26 protein-coding genes are annotated in these 25,183 nt (G+C 71.6%); 12 read left to right on the top strand and 14 right to left on the bottom strand.

Going from position 1 to position 25,183, the window contains the following annotated elements:
- Window positions 1-14: 14 nt before the first annotated feature.
- Window positions 15-1,217 (bottom strand): tRNA dihydrouridine synthase DusB, encoded by a 1,203-nt coding sequence (gene dusB / locus ORI94_RS18540; protein ID WP_266076861.1) that lies wholly within the window; start codon window positions 1,215-1,217, stop codon window positions 15-17.
- Between the two features lie 99 nt (window positions 1,218-1,316).
- On the opposite strand from dusB, the gene ORI94_RS18535 reads away from it, so the two are divergent.
- On the top strand, window positions 1,317-2,762 hold the full coding sequence (locus ORI94_RS18535) for an MFS transporter (protein ID WP_266076859.1): 1,446 nt from the start codon (window positions 1,317-1,319) through the stop codon (window positions 2,760-2,762).
- A 100-nt stretch (window positions 2,763-2,862) separates the two neighbouring features.
- The gene (locus ORI94_RS18530) at window positions 2,863-3,069 is read left to right on the top strand and encodes a hypothetical protein (protein ID WP_266076857.1); all 207 of its coding nucleotides are present in this window, start codon (window positions 2,863-2,865) and stop codon (window positions 3,067-3,069) included.
- Between the two features lie 76 nt (window positions 3,070-3,145).
- On the opposite strand, the gene ORI94_RS18525 is transcribed toward ORI94_RS18530, so the two are convergent.
- Complete coding sequence (locus tag ORI94_RS18525) at window positions 3,146-4,528, bottom strand: glycine--tRNA ligase (protein ID WP_042172135.1); 1,383 nt, start codon at window positions 4,526-4,528, stop codon at window positions 3,146-3,148.
- 171 nt (window positions 4,529-4,699) lie between these two features.
- Between ORI94_RS18525 and ORI94_RS18520 the strand changes: the two genes are divergently transcribed.
- The 4 genes from ORI94_RS18520 (at window position 4,700) to ORI94_RS18505 (ending at window position 7,974) form a co-directional block, all read left to right on the top strand.
- Window positions 4,700-5,749 (top strand): metal ABC transporter substrate-binding protein, encoded by a 1,050-nt coding sequence (locus tag ORI94_RS18520; RefSeq protein WP_266076853.1) that lies wholly within the window; start codon window positions 4,700-4,702, stop codon window positions 5,747-5,749.
- Window positions 5,750-5,798: 49 nt separating this feature from the next.
- Window positions 5,799-6,575, top strand: coding sequence for a metal ABC transporter ATP-binding protein (locus ORI94_RS18515; RefSeq protein WP_266076850.1), 777 nt, complete (start codon window positions 5,799-5,801; stop codon window positions 6,573-6,575).
- Window positions 6,576-6,581: 6 nt separating this feature from the next.
- Window positions 6,582-7,484: a metal ABC transporter permease gene (locus ORI94_RS18510; protein ID WP_266076847.1), complete on the top strand. Its 903-nt coding sequence runs from the start codon at window positions 6,582-6,584 to the stop codon at window positions 7,482-7,484.
- Between the two features lie 67 nt (window positions 7,485-7,551).
- Window positions 7,552-7,974, top strand: a complete 423-nt coding sequence (locus ORI94_RS18505; RefSeq protein ID WP_266076845.1) for a Fur family transcriptional regulator — start codon at window positions 7,552-7,554, stop codon at window positions 7,972-7,974.
- Window positions 7,975-8,040: 66 nt separating this feature from the next.
- On the opposite strand, the gene ORI94_RS18500 is transcribed toward ORI94_RS18505, so the two are convergent.
- From ORI94_RS18500 to ORI94_RS18485, 4 genes are read right to left on the bottom strand one after another with little or no spacing between them, the layout of a single operon-like run.
- Window positions 8,041-8,877, bottom strand: a complete 837-nt coding sequence (locus ORI94_RS18500) for an isoprenyl transferase (protein ID WP_266076842.1) — start codon at window positions 8,875-8,877, stop codon at window positions 8,041-8,043.
- Window positions 8,878-8,911: 34 nt separating this feature from the next.
- Complete coding sequence (gene recO / locus ORI94_RS18495) at window positions 8,912-9,658, bottom strand: DNA repair protein RecO (RefSeq protein WP_266076840.1); 747 nt, start codon at window positions 9,656-9,658, stop codon at window positions 8,912-8,914.
- 48 nt (window positions 9,659-9,706) lie between these two features.
- On the bottom strand, window positions 9,707-9,922 hold the full coding sequence (locus ORI94_RS18490) for a hypothetical protein (protein WP_266076837.1): 216 nt from the start codon (window positions 9,920-9,922) through the stop codon (window positions 9,707-9,709).
- Window positions 9,919-10,170 carry a hypothetical protein gene (locus tag ORI94_RS18485; protein ID WP_416237840.1) on the bottom strand — a complete coding sequence of 84 codons (252 nt, stop codon included), beginning with the start codon at window positions 10,168-10,170 and terminating at the stop codon, window positions 9,919-9,921. The genes ORI94_RS18490 and ORI94_RS18485 overlap by 4 nt, the downstream gene beginning before the upstream one ends.
- Window positions 10,171-10,595: 425 nt before the next feature.
- Between ORI94_RS18485 and ORI94_RS35560 the strand changes: the two genes are divergently transcribed.
- On the top strand, window positions 10,596-10,991 hold the full coding sequence (locus ORI94_RS35560; protein ID WP_416237846.1) for a Scr1 family TA system antitoxin-like transcriptional regulator: 396 nt from the start codon (window positions 10,596-10,598) through the stop codon (window positions 10,989-10,991).
- 199 nt (window positions 10,992-11,190) lie between these two features.
- Window positions 11,191-11,475, top strand: coding sequence for a hypothetical protein (locus tag ORI94_RS18480; protein WP_266076835.1), 285 nt, complete (start codon window positions 11,191-11,193; stop codon window positions 11,473-11,475).
- Between the two features lie 54 nt (window positions 11,476-11,529).
- Here ORI94_RS18480 and ORI94_RS18475 read toward each other — a convergent pair whose 3' ends face one another.
- The 6 genes from ORI94_RS18475 to ORI94_RS18450 form a co-directional block, all read right to left on the bottom strand.
- Entirely contained in the window at window positions 11,530-12,762 is a 1,233-nt protein-coding gene (locus tag ORI94_RS18475) for a hypothetical protein (protein WP_266076832.1), read from the bottom strand.
- An 85-nt stretch (window positions 12,763-12,847) separates the two neighbouring features.
- Window positions 12,848-13,870 (bottom strand): SCO2521 family protein, encoded by a 1,023-nt coding sequence (locus ORI94_RS18470; protein ID WP_266076830.1) that lies wholly within the window; start codon window positions 13,868-13,870, stop codon window positions 12,848-12,850.
- Between the two features lies 1 nt (window position 13,871).
- Entirely contained in the window at window positions 13,872-14,837 is a 966-nt protein-coding gene (locus ORI94_RS18465; protein ID WP_266076827.1) for an SCO2522 family protein, read from the bottom strand.
- On the bottom strand, window positions 14,834-15,751 hold the full coding sequence (locus ORI94_RS18460; protein ID WP_266076824.1) for an SCO2523 family variant P-loop protein: 918 nt from the start codon (window positions 15,749-15,751) through the stop codon (window positions 14,834-14,836). The genes ORI94_RS18465 and ORI94_RS18460 overlap by 4 nt, the downstream gene beginning before the upstream one ends.
- A 3-nt stretch (window positions 15,752-15,754) precedes the next feature.
- Window positions 15,755-17,596, bottom strand: coding sequence for an SCO2524 family protein (locus ORI94_RS18455; RefSeq protein WP_266076820.1), 1,842 nt, complete (start codon window positions 17,594-17,596; stop codon window positions 15,755-15,757).
- A 55-nt stretch (window positions 17,597-17,651) separates the two neighbouring features.
- On the bottom strand, window positions 17,652-18,404 hold the full coding sequence (locus tag ORI94_RS18450; protein ID WP_266076818.1) for an SCO2525 family SAM-dependent methyltransferase: 753 nt from the start codon (window positions 18,402-18,404) through the stop codon (window positions 17,652-17,654).
- Between the two features lie 390 nt (window positions 18,405-18,794).
- Between ORI94_RS18450 and ORI94_RS18445 the strand changes: the two genes are divergently transcribed.
- A complete protein-coding gene (locus ORI94_RS18445) occupies window positions 18,795-19,343 on the top strand; it encodes a GNAT family N-acetyltransferase (RefSeq protein WP_266076816.1) in 549 nt (182 codons plus the stop codon).
- 31 nt (window positions 19,344-19,374) lie between these two features.
- Here the strand turns inward: ORI94_RS18445 and ORI94_RS18440 are convergent, their stop codons facing one another.
- Both ORI94_RS18440 and leuA read right to left on the bottom strand, forming a co-directional pair.
- Window positions 19,375-20,076: a TerB family tellurite resistance protein gene (locus tag ORI94_RS18440; RefSeq protein WP_266076812.1), complete on the bottom strand. Its 702-nt coding sequence runs from the start codon at window positions 20,074-20,076 to the stop codon at window positions 19,375-19,377.
- 183 nt (window positions 20,077-20,259) lie between these two features.
- Window positions 20,260-21,981 carry a 2-isopropylmalate synthase gene (leuA, locus tag ORI94_RS18435; protein ID WP_266076809.1) on the bottom strand — a complete coding sequence of 574 codons (1,722 nt, stop codon included), beginning with the start codon at window positions 21,979-21,981 and terminating at the stop codon, window positions 20,260-20,262.
- A 352-nt stretch (window positions 21,982-22,333) separates the two neighbouring features.
- Here leuA and ORI94_RS18430 point away from each other — a divergent pair, with 352 nt between their 5' ends.
- The 3 genes from ORI94_RS18430 to ORI94_RS18420 all read left to right on the top strand — a co-directional run bounded on the left by ORI94_RS18430 (window position 22,334) and on the right by ORI94_RS18420 (window position 25,128).
- On the top strand, window positions 22,334-23,404 hold the full coding sequence (locus tag ORI94_RS18430) for a M4 family metallopeptidase (protein ID WP_266076806.1): 1,071 nt from the start codon (window positions 22,334-22,336) through the stop codon (window positions 23,402-23,404).
- A gap of 54 nt (window positions 23,405-23,458) precedes the next feature.
- Window positions 23,459-23,725 (top strand): protealysin inhibitor emfourin, encoded by a 267-nt coding sequence (locus ORI94_RS18425; protein WP_266076804.1) that lies wholly within the window; start codon window positions 23,459-23,461, stop codon window positions 23,723-23,725.
- Between the two features lie 74 nt (window positions 23,726-23,799).
- The gene (locus ORI94_RS18420; RefSeq protein ID WP_266076802.1) at window positions 23,800-25,128 is read left to right on the top strand and encodes a GH1 family beta-glucosidase; all 1,329 of its coding nucleotides are present in this window, start codon (window positions 23,800-23,802) and stop codon (window positions 25,126-25,128) included.
- Window positions 25,129-25,183 lie beyond the last annotated feature (55 nt).

The raw sequence follows: 25,183 nt of genomic DNA, 5'->3' as shown, positions 1-25,183 counted from the left end.
GGGGACGGGCCCGCTCAGCCGCCCGACGTGTCCAGTTCGGCGTCCTCGCCGACGCCCGCGCACGCGTACGGGTCCTTCAGCCAGCCGTCCGGCAGCGCCACCCGGTTGTTGCCGGACGTACGGCCGCGGGGGCCGTCCGCACCGGCCGGCCAGGGCTGGTCCAGGTCCAGCTCGTCCAGCCCGGCCCGCAGGGTCTCCAGGGAGGACGTGATGGCGAGCCGTTTGCGCATCTCGGAGCCGACCGCGAAGCCCTTCAGGTACCAGGCGACGTGCTTGCGGAAGTCGATCACGCCGCGGGCCTCGTCGCCGATCCACTCACCGAGCAGGGCGGCGTGCCGGACCATGACGTCGGCGACCTCGCGCAGTGTGGGCCGGTACAGGTCGCGGCGGCCCTCGAAGGACGCGACCAGGTCGGCGAACAGCCACGGCCGCCCCAGGCAGCCGCGTCCCACCACGACCCCGTCGCAGCCGGTCTCCCGGACCATCCGCAGGGCGTCGTCGGCGGACCAGATGTCGCCGTTGCCGAGCACGGGGATCTCCGGCACGTGCTCCTTGAGCCGGGCGACGGCGTCCCAGTCGGCGGTGCCGCCGTAGTGCTGGGCGGTGGTGCGGCCGTGCAGGGCGACGGCGCTCACCCCCTCCTCGACGGCGATGCGGCCGGCGTCCAGGTAGGTCAGGTGGTCGTCGTCGATGCCCTTGCGCATCTTGATCGTGACCGGCAGGTCCCCGGCGCCGGCGACCGCCTCGCGCAGGATGGAGCGCAGCAGGTTCCGCTTGTAGGGCAGGGCCGAGCCGCCGCCCTTGCGGGTCACCTTCGGTACCGGGCAGCCGAAGTTGAGGTCGATGTGGTCGGCGAGGTCCTCCTCGACGATCATGCGGACGGCCTTGCCGACGGTCACCGGGTCGACGCCGTACAGCTGGATCGAGCGCGGCGTCTCGCTCGCGTCGAACGTGATCAGCTGCATGGTCTTCTCGTTGCGTTCGACCAGCGCCCGGGTGGTGATCATCTCGCTGACGAACAGCCCCTTGCCGCCACTGAATTCCCTGCAGAGGGTGCGGAAGGGCGCGTTGGTGATCCCGGCCATGGGGGCCAGCACGACGGGCGGCCGGACCGCGTACGGGCCGATCGCCAGGTCGCGGCCCGTCGCCTGGTCGCGCGCGCCCGGGGCCGGGTTCGGGGTGGAGGGGGGCGTGGACATTCCCCCATTGTCCCGCATGCCGAGCACTGCCCGGGGTGCCGCCCGGGGAGCCCCGGGCGGCATCATGTAACGACCATTAGTTAACCGTACTATCGAACCGCGCGTACGATAGTGGCCATGTCCGAGCTCACTCCGCGCCGACGTCTGCTCGTGCTCGCGATCTGCTGCATGAGCCTGCTCCTCGTGAGCCTGGACAACACCGTCCTGAACGTCGCCCTGCCGTCGCTCCAGAGGGACCTGGACGCCAGCACCCCGGGCCTGCAGTGGACCATCGACGCGTACACGCTCGTCCTGGCGTCCCTGCTGATGCTCGCCGGCTCCACGGCGGACCGGATCGGCCGCAGGCGGGTCTTCACGGCCGGCCTGGTCGTCTTCACCCTCGGCTCGCTGCTGTGCTCGCTCGCCCCGGACCTGGACGCGCTGGTCGTCTTCCGCATGGTGCAGGCGGTGGGCGGTTCGATGCTCAACCCGGTCGCCATGTCGATCATCACCCACACCTTCGCCGACCCGCGCGAACGCGCCCGCGCGATCGGCGCGTGGGGCGCGGTCGTCGGCCTCTCGATGGCGGCGGGGCCGTTGATCGGGGGTCTGCTGGTGGACTCCGTCGGCTGGCGCTCCATCTTCTGGATCAACCTGCCCGTGGGCCTCGCCGCCCTGGTGCTCACCCTGCGCTTCGTCCCGGAGTCGCGGGCGCCGAAGGCCCGCCGCGCCGACCCGGTGGGCCAGCTGCTGGTCATCGCCCTGTTCGGCTCGCTGACGTACGCGATCATCGAGGCGCCGCACGCGCCGCTCTCCGCCACGGCACCCTTCGCCGCCGTCGCGCTCGCGTCCCTGACGGCCCTGCTGGTGTACGAGTCACGGCGCCACGAACCCCTCATCGACCTGCGTTTCTTCCGCTCGGCGCCGTTCAGCGGGGCCACGGTGATCGCGGTGAGCGCGTTCGCCGCGCTCGGCGGGTTCCTGTTCCTGTCGACGCTCCACCTGCAGAACGTACGGGGGCTGAGCGCCCTGGAGGCCGGGCTGTGGATGCTCCCCATGGCTCTCCCGACGTTCCTGTGCGCCCCGCTCTCCGGCCGGCTGGTCGGCAGCCGGGGGCCACGGCTGCCGCTGCTGGTCGCGGGCGGCGCGATGACGGCGGCCGGGCTCCTCTTCGCCCTCTTCGGGGCCGAGACGTCCGACGCCACGCTGGCCGCCGGGTACGTCCTGTTCGGCGTCGGCTTCGGCTTCGTCAACGCGCCCATCACCAACACCGCCGTCTCCGGCATGCCCCGCGCCCAGGCCGGGGTGGCCTCGGCGGTGGCCTCCACCAGCCGGCAGCTGGGCCAGACGCTCGGCGTCGCGGTGGTCGGCGCGGTGCTGGCGGCCGGGGTGGGCTCCTCGTCGTACGCGGAGAGTTTCGTGGCGGCCTCGCGGCCCGCCTGGTGGATCCTCACCGCGTGCGGACTCGCGGTGCTGGTGGTGGGCGCGGCGACCTCGGGCCCCTGGGCACGGGCGACCGCGCGGCGGACGGCCGAGCGGCTGGAGTCGGGGGAGATCCACGAGACGGCCGGAGCGGGCGCGTAGCCACGCGTGGCGTTCGCGCACGGCGCCGGGGGTCGGACCGCCACCGAATTCCCCTGCGTCGAGCCCCCGTTGATGTTGCTCTTGCTGCACACTCTGCGTCATGCCCCAGATCGACACGAGCAAAGTCAGCCGCTGGGACCAGCACGGGCGGGAACACGTCGTACGGGTCCGGCGCACCGGTGTGCGGCGCACCCTCAGGTGCGGGACCTGTGACTGGCGCGTACGCGCCCGGTTCCTGCCCTGGCTGAAGGCGCAGGAGCACCTGGCCCGGGCCCACCAGGCGACGGTGGACCCCGCGGGGACGTAGAACCGCCCCGGGCGGCGCGGGAAGCGCTGCCCGGGGCGGTTCGGGGGAGTCCGGCGGCGCCGGGCCCCGTCGGTCGTCAGCAGCCGACCAGGCGGCTCGCCAGGTAGCCCTCGATCTGGTCGAGGGAGATCCGCTCCTGCTTCATGGTGTCGCGCTCGCGCACCGTCACCGCGTTGTCCTCGAGCGTGTCGAAGTCGACCGTGACGCAGAACGGCGTACCGATCTCGTCCTGGCGGCGGTAGCGGCGGCCGATGGCGCCGGCGTCGTCGAACTCGATGTTCCAGTTCTGCCGCAGCGCCTGGGCGAGGCCCTTGGCCTTCGGCGACAGCTCCGGGTTGCGGGAGAGCGGGAGCACCGCGACCTTCACCGGGGCCAGGCGCGGGTCGAGGCGCAGCACGGTGCGCTTCTCCAGCTTGCCCTTGGCGTTGGGCGCCTCGTCCTCGATGTACGCGTCGAGCAGGAAGGCGAGCATCGCCCGGCCGACACCGGCCGCCGGCTCGATGACGTACGGGGTCCAGCGCTCGCCGGCCTCCTGGTCGAAGTAGGAGAGGTCCTGGCCGGAGGCCTTGGAGTGGGCGCCGAGGTCGTAGTCGGTGCGGTTGGCGACGCCCTCGAGCTCACCCCACTCGCTGCCGCCGAACTGGAAGCGGTACTCGATGTCGGCGGTGCGCTTGGAGTAGTGGGAGAGCTTCTCCTTCGGGTGCTCGTACCACCGCATGTTCTCCTCGCGCATGCCGAGGCCGGTGTACCAGTTCCAGCGCTGCTGCATCCAGTACTCCTGCCACGTCTCGTCCTCGCCCGGCTTGACGAAGAACTCCATCTCCATCTGCTCGAACTCGCGGGTCCGGAAGATGAAGTTGCCGGGCGTGATCTCGTTGCGGAAGGACTTGCCCATCTGGGCGATCCCGAAGGGCGGCTTGCGGCGCGAAGTGGTCTGCACCTGGCCGAAGTTGGTGAAGATGCCCTGGGCGGTCTCGGGGCGCAGGTAGGCGACGGAGCCGGAGTCCTGCGTGGGGCCGAGGTGGGTGGAGAGCAGGCCCGAGAACTGCTTGGGCTCGGTGAACTGGCCCTTGTTGCCGCAGTTGGGGCAGTTGATGTCGGCGAGGCCGTTCTCCGGGGCGCGGCCCTTCTTCTCCTCGTACGCCTCTTCCAGGTGGTCCGCGCGGAACCGCTTGTGGCAGGCGGTGCATTCGGTGAGCGGGTCCGAGAAGGTGGCGACGTGACCGGAGGCGACCCACACCTCGGGGGCCAGGATCACCGACGAGTCGATACCCACGACGTCCTCACGCGACGTCACCATGTAGCGCCACCACTGGCGCTTGAGGTTCTCCTTGAGCTCGACACCCAACGGCCCGTAGTCCCAGGCGGCACGCTGGCCGCCGTAGATCTCACTGCAGGGGAATACGAAGCCTCGGCGCTTGCTCAGGCTGACGATGGTGTCGATCTTGTCGGCGGCCACGGTGCTCTCTTCATTACGACGACGGGCGACGAAGCGAGATTGCTTCCAGCGAAGGGCTCAGGCTACCGGCGGGGCCTGCCCCCCGACCAATTCGGGGCCCCGCCCGCTGTGCCCGGCGTCTCTCGTCCAGTTTGTTGACAACGGTTTCCATATTTGTTGAAAATGGGAGTCATGAACGTACGACGACGCCTCATACCCGCCGCAGCGGTGACCGCGGTCACCGCACTCGCCATGGGCACGCTGTCCGCCTGCTCCTCCGACAGCGCCGCCGCGGGCGACACCGGGAAGTTCGACGTCGTCGCCTCCTTCTACCCGATGGCGTTCCTCGCCGAGCAGATCGGCGGCGACCATGTGAACGTCACCAGCCTGACCCAGCCCGGCCAGGAACCGCACGACCTGGAGATCAGCGCCAAGCAGACCGCGCAGCTCGAGGAGACCGACGCGGCGCTCTACCTCAAGGGCCTGCAGCCCACCGTCGACGAGGCCGTCGCCCAGTCCGGTGTGAAGACGAAGATCGACGCGGCCACCCTGACCACCCTGGAGACGCACGGCACCGAGGCCGGCGCCCACGAGGACGAGCACGGCCACGAGGACGAACACGCCGACGAACACAGTCACGAGGACGAGCACGGCCACGAGGACGAACACGGCGACGAGCACGCGGGCGAGGAAGAAGGCCACAGCCACGCGACCGAGGGCGGCGAGGACCCCCACGTCTGGCTCGACCCGGTCAAGTACGCCGAGGTCGCCGAGGGCGTCGGCAAGGCCTTCGAGAAGGCCGACCCCGACCACGCCGCCGACTACAAGAAGAACACCGAGGCCCTGGTCGGCAGGCTGAACGAGCTGGACACCACGTTCGAGACGGGCCTGAAGGGCCGCACGTCCGACGTCTTCATCACCACCCACTCGGCCTTCGGCTACCTCGCCGAGCGCTACGGCCTGACCCAGGAGGCCATCAACGGTCTCAGCCCCGAGGCCGAGCCCAGCGCCGCCCGCGTGAAGGAGCTCGCCGAGACGGCCAAGGCCGACGGCGTGACCACCGTGTTCTACGAGACACTGGTGAGCGACGACACCGCGAAGACGGTCGCGGCCGACGCCGGGCTGAAGACGGACGTCCTCGACCCGCTCGAGGGCATCACCGACACCTCCCGCGGCGACGACTACTTCGAGGTCATGGAGTCCAACCTGAAGGCCCTGCGGACGGCTCTGGGAGCCGCGTGACCGGCCGCCCGGCCGACCACCGACCGACGACCCACCGGAGGGCGGCAGCATGACGACGAAGAGCGACCCCGTCATATCCCTGCGGGGCGTCCACGCCGAGCTGGGCTCGCGCCCCGTCCTCCGCGGCATCGACCTCACCGCGCACCGCGGTGAGGTCGTCGCCCTGCTCGGCGCGAACGGCTCCGGCAAGTCGACGGCCGTGCGCAGCGTCATCGGCCAGGTGCCGGTCACCGCCGGCACGATCGAGCTGTTCGGCACCCCGCGGCGCCGCTTCCGCGACTGGGCGCGGGTGGGGTACGTCCCGCAGCGCACCACGGCCGCGGGCGGCGTGCCCGCCACGCTGACCGAAGTGGTCTCCTCCGGCCGGCTCTCCCGTACCCGCTTCGGCGTGTTCCGCAGGACCGACCGCGAGGCCGTACGGCACGCGCTGGAGCTGGTCGGCATGGCGGACCGGGCGAAGGACTCCGTGGACGCGCTCTCCGGCGGCCAGCACCAGCGGGTGCTGATCGCCCGCGCGCTCGCCGCCGAACCCGAGCTGCTGATCCTGGACGAGCCGATGGCGGGCGTCGACCTGGCCAGCCAGGAGGTGCTCGCGACGATCCTGCGCCACCAGGTCGCCCAGGGTGCCACCGTCCTGCTGGTCCTGCACGAGCTGGGTCCGCTGGAACCCCTGATCGACCGGGCGGTCGTCCTGCGCGACGGCTGCGTGACGCACGACGGCCCGCCCCCGGAGGCGGTCGGCCAGCACGCCCTGCCCGGCCACGACCACGTACACCCGCACGCACCGGCGGGCGTCGAACCGATCCGCACGGGACTGCTGAGCTGATTGCTGATGGACCTCCTGAACTACGCCTTCATGCAGCGGGCGCTGCTGGCGGCCGTCCTGGTCGGCATCACCGCCCCCGCGGTCGGCATCTACCTCGTCCAGCGCCGCCAGGCCCTCATGGGCGACGGCATCGGGCACGTCGCGATGACCGGCGTCGGCCTCGGCTTCCTGCTCTCCTGGTCGCCGGTGTGGATGGCGACCCTGGTGTCCGTCGTCGGCGCCGTCCTGATGGAGCTGATCCGCTGGTACGGCAAGGCCCGCGGCGACATCGCCCTCGCGATGCTGTTCTACGGCGGTATGGCGGGCGGCGTGATGTTCATCAACCTCGCCCCGACCGGTTCCAACGCGAACCTCACCTCGTACCTGTTCGGCTCCCTGTCGACGGTCTCCGAGTCCGACGTGACGGCGATCTGCCTCCTGGCCGCGTTCGTGGTGCTGGTCACCGTCGGTCTGCGCCGCCAGTTGTTCGCGGTCAGCCAGGACGAGGAGTTCGCGCGGGTCACGGGCCTGCCGGTGCGGTGGTTGAACCTGCTCACCGCGATCACGGCGGCGGTCACCGTCACCGTCGCGATGCGCGTGGTCGGCCTGCTCCTGGTGAGCGCGCTCATGGTGGTGCCCGTCGCCGCCGCCCAGGCGCTCAGCCGCAGTTTCGCCGCCACCTTCGCCATCGCCGTCGCGATCGGCGTGAGCGTGACCATCGGCGGCACGGTCACCTCGTACTACCAGGACGTGCCGCCCGGGGCGACGATCGTGCTGCTGACGATCGCCGCGTTCATCGTGCTGACCGTGCTGGCCGCACCGCTGGCCCGCCGCCGCGCCCGTGCCCTGGCCGCCGCTCGGCCCACCCCGGACCCCGCGGAGTGCGCCGTTCCGGCCGGCCGGAAGCCGCCCGGCGACGTCGGCGTCTGACCCGTCTCCGCCCGGCCTGGCACAATGGCCGCGGCAGGGCAGAGGCAGACGTGTGAGGAGGACACCGGTGACCACCGCTGGACCGCCCGTGAAGGGCCGCGCCACCAGGCAGCGGGCCGCTGTGGCGGCTGCGCTCCAGGACGTCGACGAGTTCCGCAGCGCGCAGGAGCTGCACGACATGCTCAAGCACAAGGGCGACTCGGTCGGGCTCACCACGGTCTACCGCACCCTGCAGTCCCTCGCCGACGCCGGCGAGGTGGACGTCCTGCGCACCGCCGACGGCGAGTCCGTCTACCGCCGCTGCTCCACCGGCGACCATCACCACCACCTGGTCTGCCGCAGCTGCGGCAAGGCGGTCGAGGTCGAGGGCCCGGCCGTGGAGACCTGGGCGGAGGCCATCGCCGCCGAGCACGGCTACGTCAACGTGGCCCACACCGTGGAGATCTTCGGCACCTGCGCGGAGTGCGCGGCGGCGGCGGACGGCACCTGAGAACCCGGACACGGGAAGGGGCGCGGAGGTGATCTCCGCGCCCCTTCGCCGTACCCACGCCTTCCCCTACTGTTCCTGCCTGCCCTCCATGGCGAGCAGTTCCTCGTTCGGGATCGCCCCGCCGAAGCGGCGGTCGCGGGAGGCGAACTCCAGGCACGCGCGCCACAGGTCCCGGCGGTCGAAGTCCGGCCACAGGACGTCCTGGAAGACCATCTCGGCGTAGGCGCTCTGCCACAGCAGGTAGTTGGACGTGCGCTGCTCGCCGCTGGGCCGCAGGAACAGGTCCACGTCCGGCATGTCCGGGTAGTACATGTAGTGCTGCAGTGTCTTCTCGTTGATCTTCGACGGGTCGAGACGCCCCGCCTTCACGTCCTCGGCCAGCGCCTGCGCCGCGTCGGCGATCTCCGCCCGCCCGCCGTAGTTCATGCAGAAGTACAGCGTCAGCCGGTCGTTGTCCTTGGTCTGCTCCTGGGCGATCTGGAGTTCCTTGGCGACCGACTTCCACAGCTTGGGCATCCGGCCCACCCAGCGCACCCGCACGCCCAGCTCGTCGAGCTCGTCACGGGACTTGCGGATGAAGTCGCGGTTGAAGTTCATCAGGAAGCGCACCTCGTCCGGTGAGCGCTTCCAGTTCTCGGTGGAGAAGGCGTACAGCGAGATGGCGCCGACGCCCATCTCGATCCCGCCCTGGAGCACGTCCAGCACCCGCTCGGCGCCGACCTTGTGCCCCTCGGTGCGCGGCAGGCCCCGCTCCTTGGCCCAGCGTCCGTTGCCGTCCATCACGATCGCCACGTGCTTGGGGACCAGCTCGCCCGGGAACTTCGGGGGCCGCGCGCCGGAGGGGTGCGGTACCGGCGTCCTGTACTCCCGGCGCTGACGCCCCAGGAACCCGCGTACGGCCATGTGCTTCTCGTCTCCTCGTACCGACGTGTCGTGCTTATTTCTCGACGTACCGCAGGGAGCGCAGCCCGCGCTCCAGGTGCCAGTGCAGGTATGCGGACACCAGCCCGCTGCCCTCCCGGACGTACCGCGCCTCGGACGCGTCCGCCGCCTCCCAGTCTCCCGTGAGCAGCGCACCGAGGTGGTCCAGGGCCTGCGGCGAGGGTACGACGCTGCCGGGCACCCGGCAGTCGGCGCAGACGGTCCCGCCGGAGGCGACCGAGAAGAACCGGTTCGGTCCGGGCATCCCGCACTTCGCGCAGTCGCCGAAGCTCGGGGCGTAGCCGTTGACGGCGAGGGAGCGCAGCAGGAACGCGTCGAGGACGAGGTGCGGTGTGTGCTCGCCGCGGGCGAGGGTCCGCAGGGCGCCGACGAGCAGCAGGTACTGCTGGACGGCCGGCTCGCCCTCGTGGTCGGTGAACCGCTCGGCGGTCTCCAGCATGGCCGTTCCGGCGGTGTAGCGGGCGTAGTCGGTGACGATCCCGCCGCCGTACGGCGCGATCGTCTCGCTCTGTGTGCACAGCGGGAGGCCGCGCCCGATCAACTCGCTGTTCTTGGAGAAGAACTGCACGTCCACATGGGAGAACGGTTCGAGGCGTGCGCCGAACTTGGACTTCGTGCGGCGCACGCCCCTCGCCACGGCGCGTACGCGCCCGTGACCGCGGGTGAGCAGCGTGATGATCCGGTCCGCTTCCCCCAGCTTCTGGGTGCGCAGCACGATGCCGTCGTCGCGGAACAGGCTCATGCGCCCATTCTCGCGTACGCGCGAAGCCGGCGGGCCCCGGGTCCGGCGTCAGGTCAGCTCCCCCCGGCTGCGCGCGTTGGCGTACGCGGTCGCCGCGCGCTGCCGCTCGGCGGGGGTCGCCTGCCGCACCGCGACCGGCTCGGCGTCCCACTCCCGGCCCCCGCCGTACGGTCTCAGCTGGATGTAGGGCCCCTCGTGTCCCATCACGATGCCGATCCGCTCGGTCCGGGTGTCCACGGCGCATACACCGACCGGCGGCTTCATCGCGCCGCCACGGCCGTCACGACCGCGAGCCGCCGCGCGGTCCCCACGGAGCACCGCCCCCGCTCGGCGAGCGGGCGGGGCGCCTCCCGCGCAAGACCCACCGGGTCCGGCCCCGGTGACGGCAGAACAATTCCGGTTTTCGCGAGTAACGCCCGCAATTCTTTCACCACGCCCTCCGCTTCTTCGACGCAGAGCGCCGAGTGCCGTTCCTTCACCCTGCTCCCCTCCTTTTCGGCTTTCACGCTCACGCTCCTTGAGGTGCCTGCCGGAACCTACACTCGGAAGAGGTTTTCGCTCCACAAGGAAAGGGCCGCGCAAAGGGGCGGGGAAAGGGATCGACAATGGCCAACGGTTCACGCCTGACGGCACGGGATTCCTCCGGAGCGGAACCGGAGTGACGCCGGGAGGAGCAGGGGTTCACACAGGTGGAGCCGGGGACGGGGGTGTTCGTGCCGGGCGGCCGCATCGGGCAATTCGAACAGGCAGTTCGCAAACCCCCGCGGGACGTGGCCCAGCGGATCGACAGCACGCTGCGAACCGACGGCATTCCCGAGCGGATGCGGCGCAAGCCCGTCGAGGACCAGACGCACACGGAGTACTTTTCACCCGCAGCCGGACCGGAGCGACCGGCGAGGGGAAACCGCGAGTACGCACCGGCGGTGTTCCCTGACTCCTGCAAACGCGGGAGTCCGCGCGGGCGATGTTCCCGGCAGGCAACCCGTCGGCCGCCGACGGGTGCATCGGGGAACCGACCAAGGGACGCCCGGACCGGACCCAGGTCCTCGAGGACGCCACAGGACCCGCGTACGGGGTGGCACCGCACGAGACGGTGCCGCGCGCTTCCGCGGGCGGGCCGGCGGTCACGGCCCGCCGGCCCGGCCACACCGCGGCCGTGACGCGGCGGCGCACGGTGCTGTCGCAGATGCCGCCCCTCCCTGCGGGGGCGCGCCCCGTCCTGGTCGTCGGGGCGGCGGCCTGCACGGACTTCGTCCGTGTGGTGCGGGTGTACAACCCGTGCGGACGCCGGGTGGTTGTACGGTTGCGTGAGGTTTCACGCCTTGGTGGGTAGACGGAGGGAAGCGTGCGAATACGCGGCTCCCTCCTGCGCCGGGTTCCTCTCAACTCCCGCTTTAATGCTAGGCGGTTGGTCCGATCGGAGGATGACCCGGCGATGACGCCGTTGGCATGACGCTTCGGCGGGGCTACAGCTGTGGCGGGCTCCGGGACGGTCTCCTGTGAGGTAGGACCGCGATTCTTTGGAGACCGACGTGACCGCCACCTCGTACGAGTACGCCCCCCACCACACCTACGTCGACCCGTACGCCTTCGACGGGAGCGCCTACGGCGACTTCCCGATCGCGCCGCCGCACCCGCCGGCTCGGCTGGACGTCGCCATCGACCCGCAGGACCGGCGGCGGCTGGAGCTCCACGCGGCCCTGACCGCCGCCGGTATCCCGCCGCTGCCCGAGGACCGCGAGGCCATCGACCGGCTCAGCGCCCTGCCCGGCAACATCAACAGCACGATCCAGCGCTGGCTGCAGCACGCCCTCTGACGCGAGGTGGGCCAAGGCGCGCGGGAGTGCGCGGCACCCGCCCCGTACGGCGGTTCAGGTGCGGTCGACCATCCAGGTGCCGTCCTCCTCGTCGTCGACCCGCACCTCCAGTTCGCGGATGCTCATCCCCGCCTCCCAGAGCTTCCAGAAACGCTTCATCTGGTCCTGGACATGGTCGGGGTGGGCGATGAGCCGGGTCCTGACGTTGACGTCGCGCAGGTCCTGCTCGATCTCGAAGGACACTTCCTCGTCGTAGACGATGAAGTCGTTGGCGTGGCCGCGCTGGATGTGCGGCGGCAGTTCGGGCAGCACCGCCACACGCACCTCGATGCGCAGTGCCTCCTGCTCGTCGCACAGCCGCAGCAGCCGGTCGTCGAGTTCGCGGGCGCTCTCCAGCAGGAACAGGCGCCGTACGGGCACCCCGTGCTCCTCGATCGCCTGCTTCTGCGCGTCGAGGTAGCGGCCGGCCGGTTCGCTGTTCCAGAACTCCCGGTCGACGGACGTACTGATGGCGCAGATGGACTGCTCCGCGACGTGGGTGAGGGTGAGCATCCAGTCGTGGTTCTCCCCGTGGCTCTCCACGCTCAGCCGGGTGAGCGCCGACATGTGCCCGATCACCCGCTGCATCTCCAGCCGGACGAACGAGTAGAGGAGCGGGGATCCGGGCGCCAGGACGTCGGCGAAGCGCTGGGCCAGTTCGGGCAGGCCGTCCATACGGACCCGGTCCAGCGGCGGGTAGGGCTGCGGGGGCCGGTCCAGTTGGGCGAAACGGCTCTCGACCAGGTGCTTCATGTCCTCGCTGTGCCGGGCGAGACCGGTCCGCAGGTCCTCCGCGTGCCGGGCGAGACCGGTCCGCAGGTCGTCGTCGTACCGCTGGAGGCCGTCTCGCACGGTGTGGCGCACGGTGGTGGCGGTCTCGGCCAGTGCGCGCTCCGCCCGCCGGTTTTGCTCCCCCGCCCCGCGGGGCGGGGCGAGGAGGTACTGGAGGGCCGCGGCACCGCCGGCGCAGAGTGCGGCGGCGGCGAGCTGCCTGGCCGCACCGGCGTCCGGGGCCAGCAGCGCGGCGACGCCCCAGACGAGGAGGCCGAGGACCGGCGCCGCCCACAGCCGACGCGTCCACGGGTCCGGATCGGGGGGCTCGTCCGGCACGCTCGCCACGTCCGGTGCGGCGGCCGGAGGGGGTGACGCCGTGCCGCCCGGTTCGCCCGGCGGGCCCGCCTGTGCGGGGACCGGCGGGCCGGGGTCGGGCCGGGTGCCCTCGGACTCGGGTGATGGTGCCGTGCTCATCTCGCTCTCCCCCCGTTGGGATACACGTCGGATCGGGGTGCGCACATGTGCGTGGGGCGGGGTCCGGCGGTTGACCGGTGCCCGGTCAGGGCCCCATGGCCCCCTCCCGGTGGGGGGAGGGGATCGCGTGCAGGGTCAGCTGGTCACGGACGCGCTGCACGAGGTTGTGCCACTGCCGGGAGAAGCCGGGCCGTTCCTCCAGCGCGTCCCAGAGCGGGGCCAGGTCCTGCGCGACCCGGGCCCGGGGCATCCACAGATGCAGCAGATGGTCGACGGCCGGCCGCAGCGCCCGGACCACGGCGGGATGCTCCTCTCCCGTTCCCGGCCGCTGCAGCCGCCGGGCGGGCGGCGCCCCGCCGGCGCCCGCGCCCAGCCGGATGCCGTCGAGGATGCGGACCACGGTGGTGAGCAGCCAGTCGTGCAGGGCGAGGTCGTCGCAGAGCCCGGCGATCCTGTCGCCGGGGGTGCCCTCGGGCACCCGGAGCCGGACGGTGCGCAGCTCGTCCTCGGCGAGGGTGAACCGTTCGATCGAGGGGCCGGCGCCCGGGTCCGCGGGCAGGGCCACCCAGCGGAGCCGGGTGGGGCGGGACCTCAGGGGCGGCCGGTGGTCGAGCAGGGGATGGCGCAGCAGCCGGGTGTGCAGCCCGTCCGCGATCAGGCCGACGTCCAGATCGCCGTGCCGCCCTCCGTTGAGCACGCCCTCGGCCACCGCCCCGCGGGGCAGCTTCCCGAACGGCTCGACCACCCCGGGCCGTACCAGGTACTGGCCCCACGGCCGCCGGTGGTCGGGACCGCCGGCGGGCACCCTGAAGTACGCGGAGGCCTGCAGCAGGCGCCCCTCGGTGAGGACGGCCCGTGCGACGACCGTGCCGACGGCGCGGACCCGGGCGCCGTCGGCGCTGGGCAGGGGGCAGTCGACGCCGGTCAGGATGTCGGGCGAGCGCCCGTAGAGGTTGGGGCGTTCGGAGAGCAGGACGCGTTCGTCGGCGCGCAGTGCGAGGAACTGGGCGGCGGCCCGGCTGTCGAGGGCCTGCAGGACCGGCAGCAGTGAGGTGCGGACCTCGCCGCAGGCGAGCACGACACGCGGGGCGGTCGTCGCCGGCCCCATGTCACGGCCCCGCGTAGAAGACGTAGGAGACGCGGTCGGCGACCGGGTCGGGGACGGTCACCTTCTCGCCGGCGGACCGGCGGGCGACCTGGCTCAGGGCCTCGGGGTCCACCTCGGTCTGGTCGAGGACGACGCGGACGGCGTGCTCGACGGGCAGGAACCGGTTGGGCACCACCGAGCAGGTGCGGTAGGCGGCGAACGGGTCCGCCCGGGGGTTGAGCCGGATCAGCGGGGGCAGTTCGTCCCAGTCCTCGGGGAACCCGTCGGCGGTGTGCGGCCGGGGCGTCAGGACGGCCTCGCCCCCGGTGCGCAGCAGGCCGAGGCGGGCGAGCTGCCACACCGCGGCGAGGAAGGGGCAGGACCAGGTGCGCTGTCCGTCGGGTGCCTCGCTCCAGAGTTCGACGTCGAGGAAGACGGAGTGGCGGCGGGCCGCGGTCTCCTTGGGCGGCTGCCAGGCGGCGGCCCTCTTCATCGCCTGCGGGGCACGCGCGGCGGGGCTGCGCCCGCCGTTGGCCAGCCAGCCGGTCTGTGCGGCCGGCGGGCGCAGGCCGTAGCTGCCGGGCGGTGGCTCCTCGACGAGGCGGTCGGCCACCGCCTCCGCGACCGGTGTCTTGCCGGCGACGGCGCAGCCCGACTCGCGGGCCAGGTAGTCGACGGCCAGCCCGGCCCGGTCCGCCTCCGCCAGCAGCAGCGGGACGAGTTCGGCGGGGCTGGAGAACCGGGTGAAGTAGTCGTCGACGAGGAAGCAGGTGCTGATCCGGGGGCGTTTGCCGCCCGTCTGCGCGGCCGCCGCGGCCCGCGCCGCGTCCGCCCAGGGCCGTACCTGCGCGAAGTGCCGCCGCAGGTGCCGCGGACCGGCCTCGAAGTCCTCCATGTAGAGGTGGCCCAGCTCCAGGGAGAGGTGGGACAGCGGCACCGCCTGGGTGCGCGGTTCGGCGGTGGTCTCGCGGAACACCGCGTCCGTCATGGCCGCCCCCAGCAGGAGTCGTCGGTCAGGCGTCGCGCGATCTCCTCCAGCGCCTCGAGCGTCTCCTTGTTGGCGATCTGGGTGGAGAACACGTCCTCTTCGGTGATCAGCTGCTCGCGCCACTGCAGGACGGGTTCCAGCGGTACGGCGCCGAGGACCACGCTGTCGCCGACGAGGTGGTCCGAGGCCAGCCGGCGCAGGGCCTCGTCGCAGGAATCCATCCAGGCGATCTGGGCGAGAGACCTCTGGGCCCACATCGGCGAGTCGGGGTCGGGCACGGCGGCCCGTACGAACCGGACGGCGCCCCGCAGGGCCTCCTCGTCGTGCCCGCGGTCGACGCCGCCCCTGATGATGCCGTGTTCCTTGTGGACCAGCCCGGCGGCGGCGATCACGTGCTGCCGGGTCCAGCGGTGGAAGACGAGCCAGCGGAAGGGCACGTACCGCATCCGGGGGTGGGCGGTGGCCGCCAGGACCATGTCCACGGCGTAGCTGCGGCCGGCGCTGAGGTCCACCACGGTCAGGTCGAACTCGCCGTTCAGCCGGAGCAGGAGGTCGACGCACCGGTCGAGGGTCTCCTCGCCGGTGACGAACTCGCCGCCGCCGGCGTCGCCGGGGAACAGGGCCAGGCGGCCGGACTGGTTCGGCCGGGCGTGCAGCAGGGGGTGCTCGGTCTGCCGCCAGACGTCGATCCTGGCCGGTTCCGCGACCTCGCCCTCCAGGTAGGAGTGCAGGCCCCGTTCCGCGACGCCGCGCATCGCGCCCGGTACGTCGAAGACGGCGGCGGCCGTGGGCGAGCCGAAGTCGAAGTCCACGTACGCCACGTGGTCACCGGTGAGGGCGCGCTGATAGGCCAGGTTGGCGCTGGTGACCGAGCGGCCCGTGCCTCCCTTGTCGGAGGCGGCGAAGACGAGCACGGCTCACATCTCCTCTGCGGCGGCACCGCGGGCCTGGGCCAGGGTGTCGAGCTCCCGGAGCACCGGCAGGGCGAGCGCGAACGCGGTGGCGGGCCGCTCGTCGACCAGGTCGCGGGCGTGGTCCAGACGGTTCTCGATGCTCCGCATGGCCCGGCCCCGGCCGCCGTCGACGGTGGCGGAGGCCTCCAGCTGCTCCTTGCCGAACAGGTGGGTGGCCTCGCTGAGCAGTTCGCGGGCCAGCTCGGCGAGTTCGGGGCTGCGGATGGGCTCCTGCTCGTACAGGCCGCGGGCGGCGACCAGGCACTCGGTGATGCGCTCGGTGATGCTCCAGGAGAGGCGCCGGCCGACGGCCGCGCCCGGGAAGACGGCTGCCGCGTTGTCCCAGAGGCCGGCTCCGTCGCCGTCCTCGATCCGCCGGTTCCACAGGTGCTCGAACGCCTGCTCGCCCAGGCGGATCAGACGGTCCTGCGCCTCGATGTTCCGGGAGAGTGCCGCGAGCTGGATGATCCGTTTGAGCAGCTGCGCGGAGAAGTCCGTCATCCGCCACTCCAGCGGTGCACCGGACCGCTCGGACCCGGCGAGCGGCATGGTGACCCCCGGGTGGTGCAGCCCGACGGCGGGGTCGTCCCTGGTCATCCGGCTGGTGACGCGGCCTCGGTCGGCGAGGCGTTCCATGATGGCGACGGTGCGGGTGAGGTCGTCGTCGGTCGCCCTGCGGCGGATCAGGTCGTGGACGAGGATGGCCGCCACGGTGAGGGAGAAGTACTCCGACTCCAGCCGCAGCCCGGTGGTCTGCCAGGGGAGGTCCTCCAGGGGCCAGCGCTCGGTGCCGAAGCGGGCGATGGCCGACCAGTACTGCTGGCTGAGTTCCCAGCGCAGGCGTAACGCCTCGGCGAGCTTCTGCTGGTCGGCGTCGAGCAGTCCCAGGGTGAGGGTGCGCTCGGAGAACAGGTCCTGGATGCCGTCCAGGGCGACGACGGTGAAGTACACGTAGGGCAGCCGGTCGGCGATGCCGTCGGGCTGGCCGTTGACCGGGACGTCCAGGTCGACGACGGCCGGCGCGTCCTTCACCACGCCCCAGGCCCAGCCGCACTCGAAGAGCTGGCTCTCGTCCCTGATGCTCTCGTCGACCTCGATACCGCGGCTGAGGCTTTCGATGATCGTGGCGCGCAGCGGGCGGAACCGGCGGGAGAACTGCTGGAGCACGGCCCGGTCGGACTGTTTGTTCTGTCCGATGACCTGGATCAGACGCCGGCCCTGCTCGGACTCGGCGTCGAAGACGTTCACGGTGAAGGAGCGCAGCAGGCTGACCATCGCCGCGGTCAGCCTGGCGTTGGTGGCGTCCCTCAGCTCACCGAGCGACCTGCGCACCTCGGGCCGGGTGGTGTTCTCCTCGTAGACCTTGAGGAATCCCAGGGTGGCCAGGCACAGCGTGACGGACATGGAATAGGCGTCGACGACGCCCAGCTGGGCTTGTTCGTGCGTGAGTTCCTGCTTCGGATCGGCCGGCCTGAAGTAGTGCCCGCCGGAGAAGGTGGGGCTGTCGTCCGGTCCGGTGTGGGTGCGCATGAACTGGGACAGGACGGTGATCAGGTTGGGCGGGATCTCCAGCCTGCTGCCGACCCGCTCCAGGGCGCGCAGGACGTCCCGCTCGGTGGTGTCCGGTTGGTCGAGGCGGAACGCGGGGACCTCGGTGGCGGGATACAGCAGGCAGAGCAGCCGCTCGGCGTCCGCGACGGAGCTCAGCCCGTCGGTGTCCCCCCAGACGAGCTTTCCGGCGTCGAACGAATGGCGGGCCGCGGCCTGCCAGATGTCCAGCAGATGCTGCCGTGGCTTGATCTGCATCCCCGCACCCCTCGTACAGATCTGGTTGCCCTGTGTGGAGACATGGTCCCCGCTCCTAGGGGACGGCAATCTCCGAATTGCGCCGTCCCAGGGCCAGAATGATTCCCTCGTGGCCCGCCCGCACCATGTGGTGCAGATCGTGAATCACCAGCTCGGAGGTGAAGGGCTCCAGGCTCTCCCGGACCCGGTCCTCGTTCACCCGGTAGGCCGGATAACGGTGTTCACCGACCTGGTAGCCGACCGACTCCTTCATGAACGCGGCGGCGAAGGGGGCTCCTTCGGTCAGCGCGTCCATGAAGCACCGTACGCCCCGCCGGAATTCGTCGGGGCACTCGGACATCGAGTCCGCGACGAAGAACATCGTGCCGATGTCCCAGCGCCGCTGCCCGTCGAGGTCGAGCAGGTTGGCCCGCTCCACGCGGACGATCTCGCCGAACCGGCCCTTCGGTTCGACGGCGGCGTACGCGGGAGCCTCGCTCAGCTCGTTCCAGAACGCGTCCCAGGCCTCGTCGTAGCCCTTGGGGGACGTCTGCCGCTCCAGGTACTCGACGTTCGGCTGCGCGTACTCGAGCAGGACGATCTTCTCGCACCACGGGAGCATGGCCAGGCCCGGATAGAGGTTCGCGCCCGCGCCGACGTCGACACCCCGCATCGGGTCCGGGACCCCGCCGGCGAAGCACCTGCCGAAGTAATCGCGCATCAACCGCACGATCAGCAGATCGACTTCGAGCGGAGTGCGGTAGTTGAGGTCGACGTAGACCTCGGGATCGAACTGCGCCCACGGCGCGTCGGCGTTGCGATCCATCATCACCCTGTCGTGTTCCCTGTCCCGTCGGTGCCGGACAAAACCCTGCACTTCGCACGCCTGTCCTCGCGGACGTCGGCAGGTGGAGCAGAGTCTGCCGGTACTCGCACGGTAAACCGGTGCAGAACACCAGGAGAGCCGGGAATCCGGCCAGCCCCGGACGAAGAGGCGCACGGCAGGCGCACGTCAGCACTTCGCCGGCAAAAAGCAACTCACCCTTGCTCGTAGCCAGTTGGGCGCTCACTGTAACGAGTTGAAGTAACCGGCCGCCACCGGGGCCCTCACTCTCAGGGGTGAGCCTCCGCAGGGCTGCCGGTGTTGACGGCTGCGCGTTCGCCTGCCGTCCGCATGTCCACGCGTCCGAACGTTCCGCACGTCCCGACTGGGGGTGGCATGACCGCCGAACCGCTGGAGCACGCCCTGGACCGCCGCCGGTTCCTGGGAGAACCCGGCCCGTTCCCCGATCCGCGGCCTCTGGTCCTGCGGACGGCACAGGAATCCGACCTGCCCGAGCTCCGGCGGCTCGACGAGGCGGTCTTCCAGGAGGTCGCGTACCCCGCGTTCCTGTTCCGCCAGCTCTACGACATGTACGCCGAGCATCTCCTGGTCCTCGACGAGGGCGGGGGACGCCTGCGCGGCTACGTCCTGGCCGCGACCACGGCGCTCAACCGGGAGAGCTGGGTCCTCGGCCTGTGCGTGGCCGAGGAGCGCCGCCGTCACGGACTGGGCCGGGAGCTGATGATGGAGGTCCTGGCGCGGCTGCGCGGGAGCGGCATCGAACAGGTCCGGCTGACGGTGGAACCCGCCAACCGCGCGGCCATCCTGCTCTACCGGTCCCTGGGTTTTCGCCTCGAGCACCCCGACGCCGGGCTGCGCCGGGACTACTTCGGCCCCGGTCAGGACCGCCTGGTCATGCACCTCGGGCTCACCGGCCTCCACTGAGCCGGGCCCGGCCAGGGCGGTCGGGGCGCGGTCAGGACGGCGTCCGGGCCACCGTCAGCAGGCGGGTCACGTCCGTCGCGCAGATGGTGAGGGCGGCGCCGACGGTGGCCAGGGTGTCGCGCTCGGCGGGGGTGTAGGGGCCGTCGGCGAGGGCGATGCGGGCACCCTGGAGGAAGATCGACTCACGGCCGGGGGCGGCGAGGTGCGGGGCCAGCGGGTCGAGGGCCTCGTGCAGTTCGATGGCGAGGCCCGCCGCGCAGGGCTCGCCGGTGAAGCGGCCGGTGTCGGCGGCCAGCGCCTCGACGAGGGCCGCCAGCCGGTCCTGGGTGCAGTCGTCGACGCCGGCCGCGCGGACGACGGTCACGGCGGTCTCCAGGGAGGCGCGCGCGCGGGTGCCGCCCGCGGCCAGGACCGCGAGGGCGACGGTGTGCACGGCGTCGCGGAGCATCGCGGAGAAGCGGGTGGTGGTGGGGTGGTCCAGGACGTCGGTGCCGAAGTGGCGGCGGCAGGCGGCGCATTCGACGACCGGGCCGGTCGTGCCGCGGGGCACTACGGGCACGCCGAGGAGGGCGAAGCGGCGCTGTCCTGTCAGCCGCTGGTAGTTGCGGTCGCCGCCGCAGCCGGGGCAGAAGAACTCGCCGTCGCCCACGGCCGTCCACGCGGTCCGGGTACCCAGCAGGCGCGAAAGTCTGGCCACAGCGGCACGGCCGTCGGGTCCCCGTCCTGGCAGCACGTCGCACCTCCACATCGCCCCGGCCTCATCGCCGCGCCCCCGTGATGTTAGCCACATCGGTGAGGCCGAGTCAGCACCCCGGGCGAGACCTTTCCGTGATCTCCACGGGATTTGGCCGGTAAACGACGGGCCCCGCCCGCCGGAAGTGGCGGGCGGGGCCGTCGGGACCCTCGAAGCGGCTGTTCAGCGGGCCGCCCGGTTGACGGCCGAGACGACCGCCTTCAGCGAGGCGCGGGTGGTGTTGGCGTCGATTCCGATGCCCCACAGCACCTTGTCGCCGACGGCGCACTCGATGTACGAGGCGGCCTGCGCCAGGGCGCCCTCGCTCATCGTGTGCTCCTGGTAGTCGAGCAGGCGTACGTCGATGCCGAGGGACTGCAGCGCCTCGAAGAACGCCGAGATCGGGCCGTTGCCCGTGCCGGTCAGCACGGTGTCGACGCCGTCGACGGCGGCCTCGACGGTGAGCGTGTCGACGCCGTCCCGGTCGGTGGTGGACTGGCCGTTCTTGACCTGGACGCGGCCCCAGGGGTTCTCCGGGTTGGGCAGGTACTCGTCCTGGAACACCGACCAGATGTCGGCCGGTGTGACCTCGCCGCCCTCCGCGTCCGTCTTCGCCTGGATGATCTTCGAGAACTCGATCTGCATCCGGCGGGGCAGGTCCAGCTTGTGGTCGTTCTTCAGGACGTAGGCGATGCCGCCCTTGCCGGACTGCGAGTTGACGCGGATGACGGCCTCGTAGGAACGGCCGACGTCCTTGGGGTCGATGGGCAGGTACGGCACCGCCCACTCGATGTCGTCGACGGTGACGCCCCTGGCCTTCGCGTCGGCCTCCATGGCGTCGAAGCCCTTCTTGATGGCGTCCTGGTGGGAGCCGGAGAAGGACGTGTAGACCAGGTCGCCCACGTACGGGTGGCGCGGGTGGACCTCCATCTGGTTGCAGTACTCCCACGTACGACGGATCTCGTCGATGTCGGAGAAGTCGATCTGCGGGTCGACGCCCTGGGAGAACAGGTTCATGCCCAGGGTGACCAGGTCGACGTTGCCGGTGCGCTCGCCCTGCCCGAACAGACAGCCCTCGACGCGGTCGGCGCCGGCCATCAGGGACAGCTCGGCGGCGGCCACGGCCGTACCGCGGTCGTTGTGCGGGTGGATGGAGAGGCAGACGTACTCGCGGCGGGACAGGTTGCGGCCCATCCACTCGAAGCGGTCGGCGTGCGTGGACGGCGTGGAACGCTCCACCGTCGCGGGCAGGTTGAGGATGATCTCGCGGCCCGGACCCGGCTGGTGGACGTCCATCACCGCCTCGCAGACCTCCAGCGCGAAGTCCAGCTCGGTGTCGGTGAAGATCTCGGGGCTGTACTGGTAGCCGAAGTGCGTCTCGGGGCCCAGCAGCTTCTCCGCGTACTCCACGACCAGCCGGGTGCCGTCGACGGCGATCTGCTTGATCTCGTCCCTGGAGCCGCGGAAGACGACCCGGCGGAAGACCGGCGCGGTCGCGTTGTACAGGTGCACGGTGGCGCGGTGGGCGCCCTTCAGGGACTCGACCGTCCGCTCGATCAGGTCCTCACGGGCCTGGGTCAGGACGGAGATCGTCACGTCCTCGGGGATGGCGTCCGGGTCCTCGATGATGGAGCGCACGAAGTCGAAGTCGGTCTGGCCGGAGGCCGGGAAGCCGACCTCGATCTCCTTGTAGCCCATCGCGACCAGCAGGTCGAACATCGCGCGCTTGCGGGCGGGCGACATGGGGTCGATCAGGGACTGGTTGCCGTCGCGCAGGTCGGTGGAGAGCCAGCGGGGGGCAGTGGTGATCCGCTTCTCGGGCCAGGTGCGGTCGGGGAGGTCGACCTGCTCGTAACGGCCGTACTTGTGGATCGGCATGGGGCTGGGCTGCTGGCGGTTCGCCATGGTGCGTGGGCTCCTCGATGGTCCGCGGTCGTCCGGTGGGATCCCGGAAGGGGCGGCCGACGGCGCAACGCCGAACTCCGCGGGGAGGGGGTCGGCCTCGACTACAGGCCCTCGCCGCGGCAGCTAAGGAGAAGCAGCCCGAAACGCATGATGCTCCGCAGCTTAACCGAGACGCACTCCCGCGCGAGGTTCCGTATCAGTATGCGGGACCAGAGGGAGGAAGGGGACAAAAAGCGTCGTATACCACTCGGAGATGCCCCGGGCGGGGATTGGCGGCACATTCCCCCCGTCCCGGTTGGGAACACGGTCGCCGATAGTGACATCACCGTGACGCAGTGCAAGGGTGCGGGGCATGACGACCAACGGGGGCTTCGAGCCCGTCTTCTGCACCATCGTCCCGCCGCACGTCCTGGACCGGCTCGCGCGGGCCGACGACCCGGCGCTGGCCGGCCCCGCCCGCCGCACCCTCCAGCGCGACGCCTACGAGCGCACCCGGCGCCGCCTGACCACGGTGGTGGGCGCCGCGGCCGTGGCGCCCCCCGCCGGGGCCGAGCCGGGCAAGCCGCACCGGACGGTCCACGACGCCCGGCACCGCACCGCGCTGCCGGGGACGAAGGTCCGCGAGGAGGGCGACGAGCCCGGCAAGGACGCCACCGTCAACCGCGCCTACGCGGGCCTCGGCGCCACCTTCGAGCTGTTCCTCAAGGCCTTCTCCCGCGACTCGATCGACGGCTCCGGCCTGCCGCTGGTCGCGACCGTGCACTACGACCGCGACTACGGCAACGCGTTCTGGAACGGCGACCAGATGGTGTTCGGCGACGGGGACGGGGAGATCTTCCTCGACTTCACGATCCCCGTCGACGTCATCGGCCACGAACTCGCGCACGGCGTCACGCAGCACACCGCCAACCTCGACTACTTCGGCCAGTCCGGCGCGCTCAACGAGTCGGTGTCCGACGTCTTCGGCGCCCTCGTCAAGCAGTACACGCTGGGCCAGACCGCCACCGAGGCCGACTGGCTGATCGGCGCCGGGCTGCTCGCCCAGCGGGTGACGGGGGTGGCGCTGCGTTCGATGAAGGCGCCGGGCACGGCGTACGACGACGACGTCCTCGGCAGGGACCCGCAGCCCGCGACGATGGACGACTACGTGCGCACCGGCCGGGACAACGGCGGCGTCCACATCAACTCCGGCATCCCCAACCACGCCTTCTACCAAGCGGCCACCGCCCTCGGGGGCAACGCGTGGGAGCGGGCGGGGCAGGTCTGGTACGACGTGCTGACCGGCGGCGAGCTGGAGCAGGACGCGCAGTTCACGGACTTCGCGGCGCTCACGGTGAAGGCGGCGCGGGAGCGGTTCGGCGAGGGCGAGGAACTGCTGGCGGTGTCGAAGGCGTGGGAGCGGGTGGGGGTGCCGACGCGGTAGCGGCGGTGGCAGCGGTGTGGGCGTCACGCCCGTTCTCGTACTAGACAGGGACCCATGCGTATTCAGGTGCGGCGTGCGGGCGGGTTCGCGGGGATCGAGCGGCGGGCCGAGGTGGACACCTCGGCCCGGGCCGACGCCGCCGACTGGCACGCCCTGGCCGAGCGGGCCCTGGCCGCCGGCCGGGGCACCCCCCCGGCCGGGGTCCCGGACGGCTTCAGCTACCGGATCACGGTGGACGGGCGGTCGGTGTACTGCGCCGACCCCGGGCTGACCGAGGAACAGCGCGCGCTGGTCAGCAGAGTGCTCAAGGAGGGAGCGTGATCGAAGCTCTGCGCAACCTCCTCCGACTGCAAGGGCGTTGACTTCCCTCGTGGCCGGTGCGGATGATCCACCCCATGGCGACGACGAATCCGGTCCCCCGCTTCCCGGACGGCTTCCTGTGGGGTGCGTCGACCTCGGCGCACCAGATCGAGGGCGCGGTGGACGCGCGCGAACCGTCCGTGTGGGACGTGTTCACCTCCGAGCCGGGTCGGGTGCGGGACGGTTCCACGGCGGCGGTGGCCTGCGACCACGTGCACCGGCACCGCGAGGACGTGGCGCTGCTGTCCGGCCTGGGCGTGGACGCGTACCGCTTCTCCGTCTCCTGGCCCCGGGTGCGTGCACGGGGCGGCCTGGACTTCTACGACCGTCTGGTCGACGACCTGTGTGCCGCGGGCGTACGGCCCGTGCCGACGCTGTTCCACTGGGACCTGCCGGCCGGTCTGGACTGGCTGGATCGGAACACCGCGGAGCGGTTCGCGGAGTACGTGTCCGAGGTCGCCGGGCGCCTCGGCGACCGTGTGAAGCGCTGGATCACCCTCAACGAACCCGCCGAACACACCCTGCTCGGGCATGCGCTGGGCGTCCACGCACCCGGACGGAAGCTGCTCTTCGACGCGTTGCCGGTGGCGCACCACCAGCTCCTCGCGCACGGACTGGCGGTACGGGCCCTGCGCGCGGCCGGCGCCGGTGACATCGGCATCGCCAACTCCCACGGCCCGACCTGGCCGGCCTCCCCCGAACCGGCGGACGTGGCGGCGGCGGACTTCTACGACACGCTCCTGAACCGCCTGTTCGCCGACCCCGTGCTGCTCGGCCGCTACCCGGACGGCATCGGCGACCTGATGCCCGGCGGCGTCGAGGCGGACCTGCGGATCATCGCCGAGCCGGTCGACTGGTACGGCGTCAACTACTACGCGCCGAGCCGGGTGGGCGCCCCGCAGGGCACGGAGACCGACTTCGGCGGGGTCCGAATGCCGGCCGAACTCCCCTTCTCCGTACGGGAGATCGAGGGTCGTCCGGTGACGGATTCCGGCTGGCCGGTGGTTCCCGGGGCCCTGACCGAGCTCCTCACCGGCTTCCGCGACCGCTACGGCGACCGGCTCCCCCCGGTCGTCATCACCGAGAACGGCTGCTCCTACGAGGGCATCGACGACCAGGCCCGCATCACCTACCTCGACGGCCACCTCCGCGCCCTGCACCGGGCACTGGAAGCGGGCGTGGACGTACGCGGCTACTTCGTGTGGTCCCTGATGGACAACTTCGAGTGGGCGGAGGGCTACGCCCGCCGCTTCGGTCTGGTCCACGTGGACTTCGAGACCCAGCGGCGCACACCGAAGGCGTCGTACGGCTGGCTGCGCGAGGTGCTGCGCGAGCAGCGGCGGGGCCGGCCGGCCGGCACCTGAGGGACCTGCGGTGCCGAAGGCGCCCGGGTTCGCGTCAGAAACCCAGACGGCGCAG

The organism is Streptomyces sp. NEAU-W12, from assembly GCF_026242095.1.
Taxonomy (GTDB): Bacteria; Actinomycetota; Actinomycetes; order Streptomycetales; family Streptomycetaceae; genus Streptomyces.
This window is presented reverse-complemented; position numbering and strand designations above follow the sequence as displayed.

Bases quoted from the DNA above. Each gene is read 5' to 3' on its own strand.
- dusB (WP_266076861.1), bottom strand. From the start codon at position 1,217: ATGCGGGACAATGGGGGAATGTCCACGCCCCCCTCCACCCCGAACCCG.
- ORI94_RS18535 (WP_266076859.1), top strand. From the start codon at position 1,317: ATGTCCGAGCTCACTCCGCGCCGACGTCTGCTCGTGCTCGCGATCTGC.
- ORI94_RS18530 (WP_266076857.1), top strand. From the start codon at position 2,863: ATGCCCCAGATCGACACGAGCAAAGTCAGCCGCTGGGACCAGCACGGG.
- ORI94_RS18520 (WP_266076853.1), top strand. From the start codon at position 4,700: ATGAACGTACGACGACGCCTCATACCCGCCGCAGCGGTGACCGCGGTC.
- ORI94_RS18515 (WP_266076850.1), top strand. From the start codon at position 5,799: ATGACGACGAAGAGCGACCCCGTCATATCCCTGCGGGGCGTCCACGCC.
- ORI94_RS18510 (WP_266076847.1), top strand. From the start codon at position 6,582: ATGGACCTCCTGAACTACGCCTTCATGCAGCGGGCGCTGCTGGCGGCC.
- ORI94_RS18500 (WP_266076842.1), bottom strand. From the start codon at position 8,877: ATGGCCGTACGCGGGTTCCTGGGGCGTCAGCGCCGGGAGTACAGGACG.
- recO (WP_266076840.1), bottom strand. From the start codon at position 9,658: ATGAGCCTGTTCCGCGACGACGGCATCGTGCTGCGCACCCAGAAGCTG.
- ORI94_RS18490 (WP_266076837.1), bottom strand. From the start codon at position 9,922: ATGAAGCCGCCGGTCGGTGTATGCGCCGTGGACACCCGGACCGAGCGG.
- ORI94_RS18475 (WP_266076832.1), bottom strand. From the start codon at position 12,762: ATGAGCACGGCACCATCACCCGAGTCCGAGGGCACCCGGCCCGACCCC.
- ORI94_RS18470 (WP_266076830.1), bottom strand. From the start codon at position 13,870: ATGGGGCCGGCGACGACCGCCCCGCGTGTCGTGCTCGCCTGCGGCGAG.
- ORI94_RS18465 (WP_266076827.1), bottom strand. From the start codon at position 14,837: ATGACGGACGCGGTGTTCCGCGAGACCACCGCCGAACCGCGCACCCAG.
- ORI94_RS18455 (WP_266076820.1), bottom strand. From the start codon at position 17,596: ATGCAGATCAAGCCACGGCAGCATCTGCTGGACATCTGGCAGGCCGCG.
- ORI94_RS18450 (WP_266076818.1), bottom strand. From the start codon at position 18,404: ATGATGGATCGCAACGCCGACGCGCCGTGGGCGCAGTTCGATCCCGAG.
- ORI94_RS18445 (WP_266076816.1), top strand. From the start codon at position 18,795: ATGACCGCCGAACCGCTGGAGCACGCCCTGGACCGCCGCCGGTTCCTG.
- leuA (WP_266076809.1), bottom strand. From the start codon at position 21,981: ATGGCGAACCGCCAGCAGCCCAGCCCCATGCCGATCCACAAGTACGGC.
- ORI94_RS18430 (WP_266076806.1), top strand. From the start codon at position 22,334: ATGACGACCAACGGGGGCTTCGAGCCCGTCTTCTGCACCATCGTCCCG.
- ORI94_RS18425 (WP_266076804.1), top strand. From the start codon at position 23,459: ATGCGTATTCAGGTGCGGCGTGCGGGCGGGTTCGCGGGGATCGAGCGG.
- ORI94_RS18420 (WP_266076802.1), top strand. From the start codon at position 23,800: ATGGCGACGACGAATCCGGTCCCCCGCTTCCCGGACGGCTTCCTGTGG.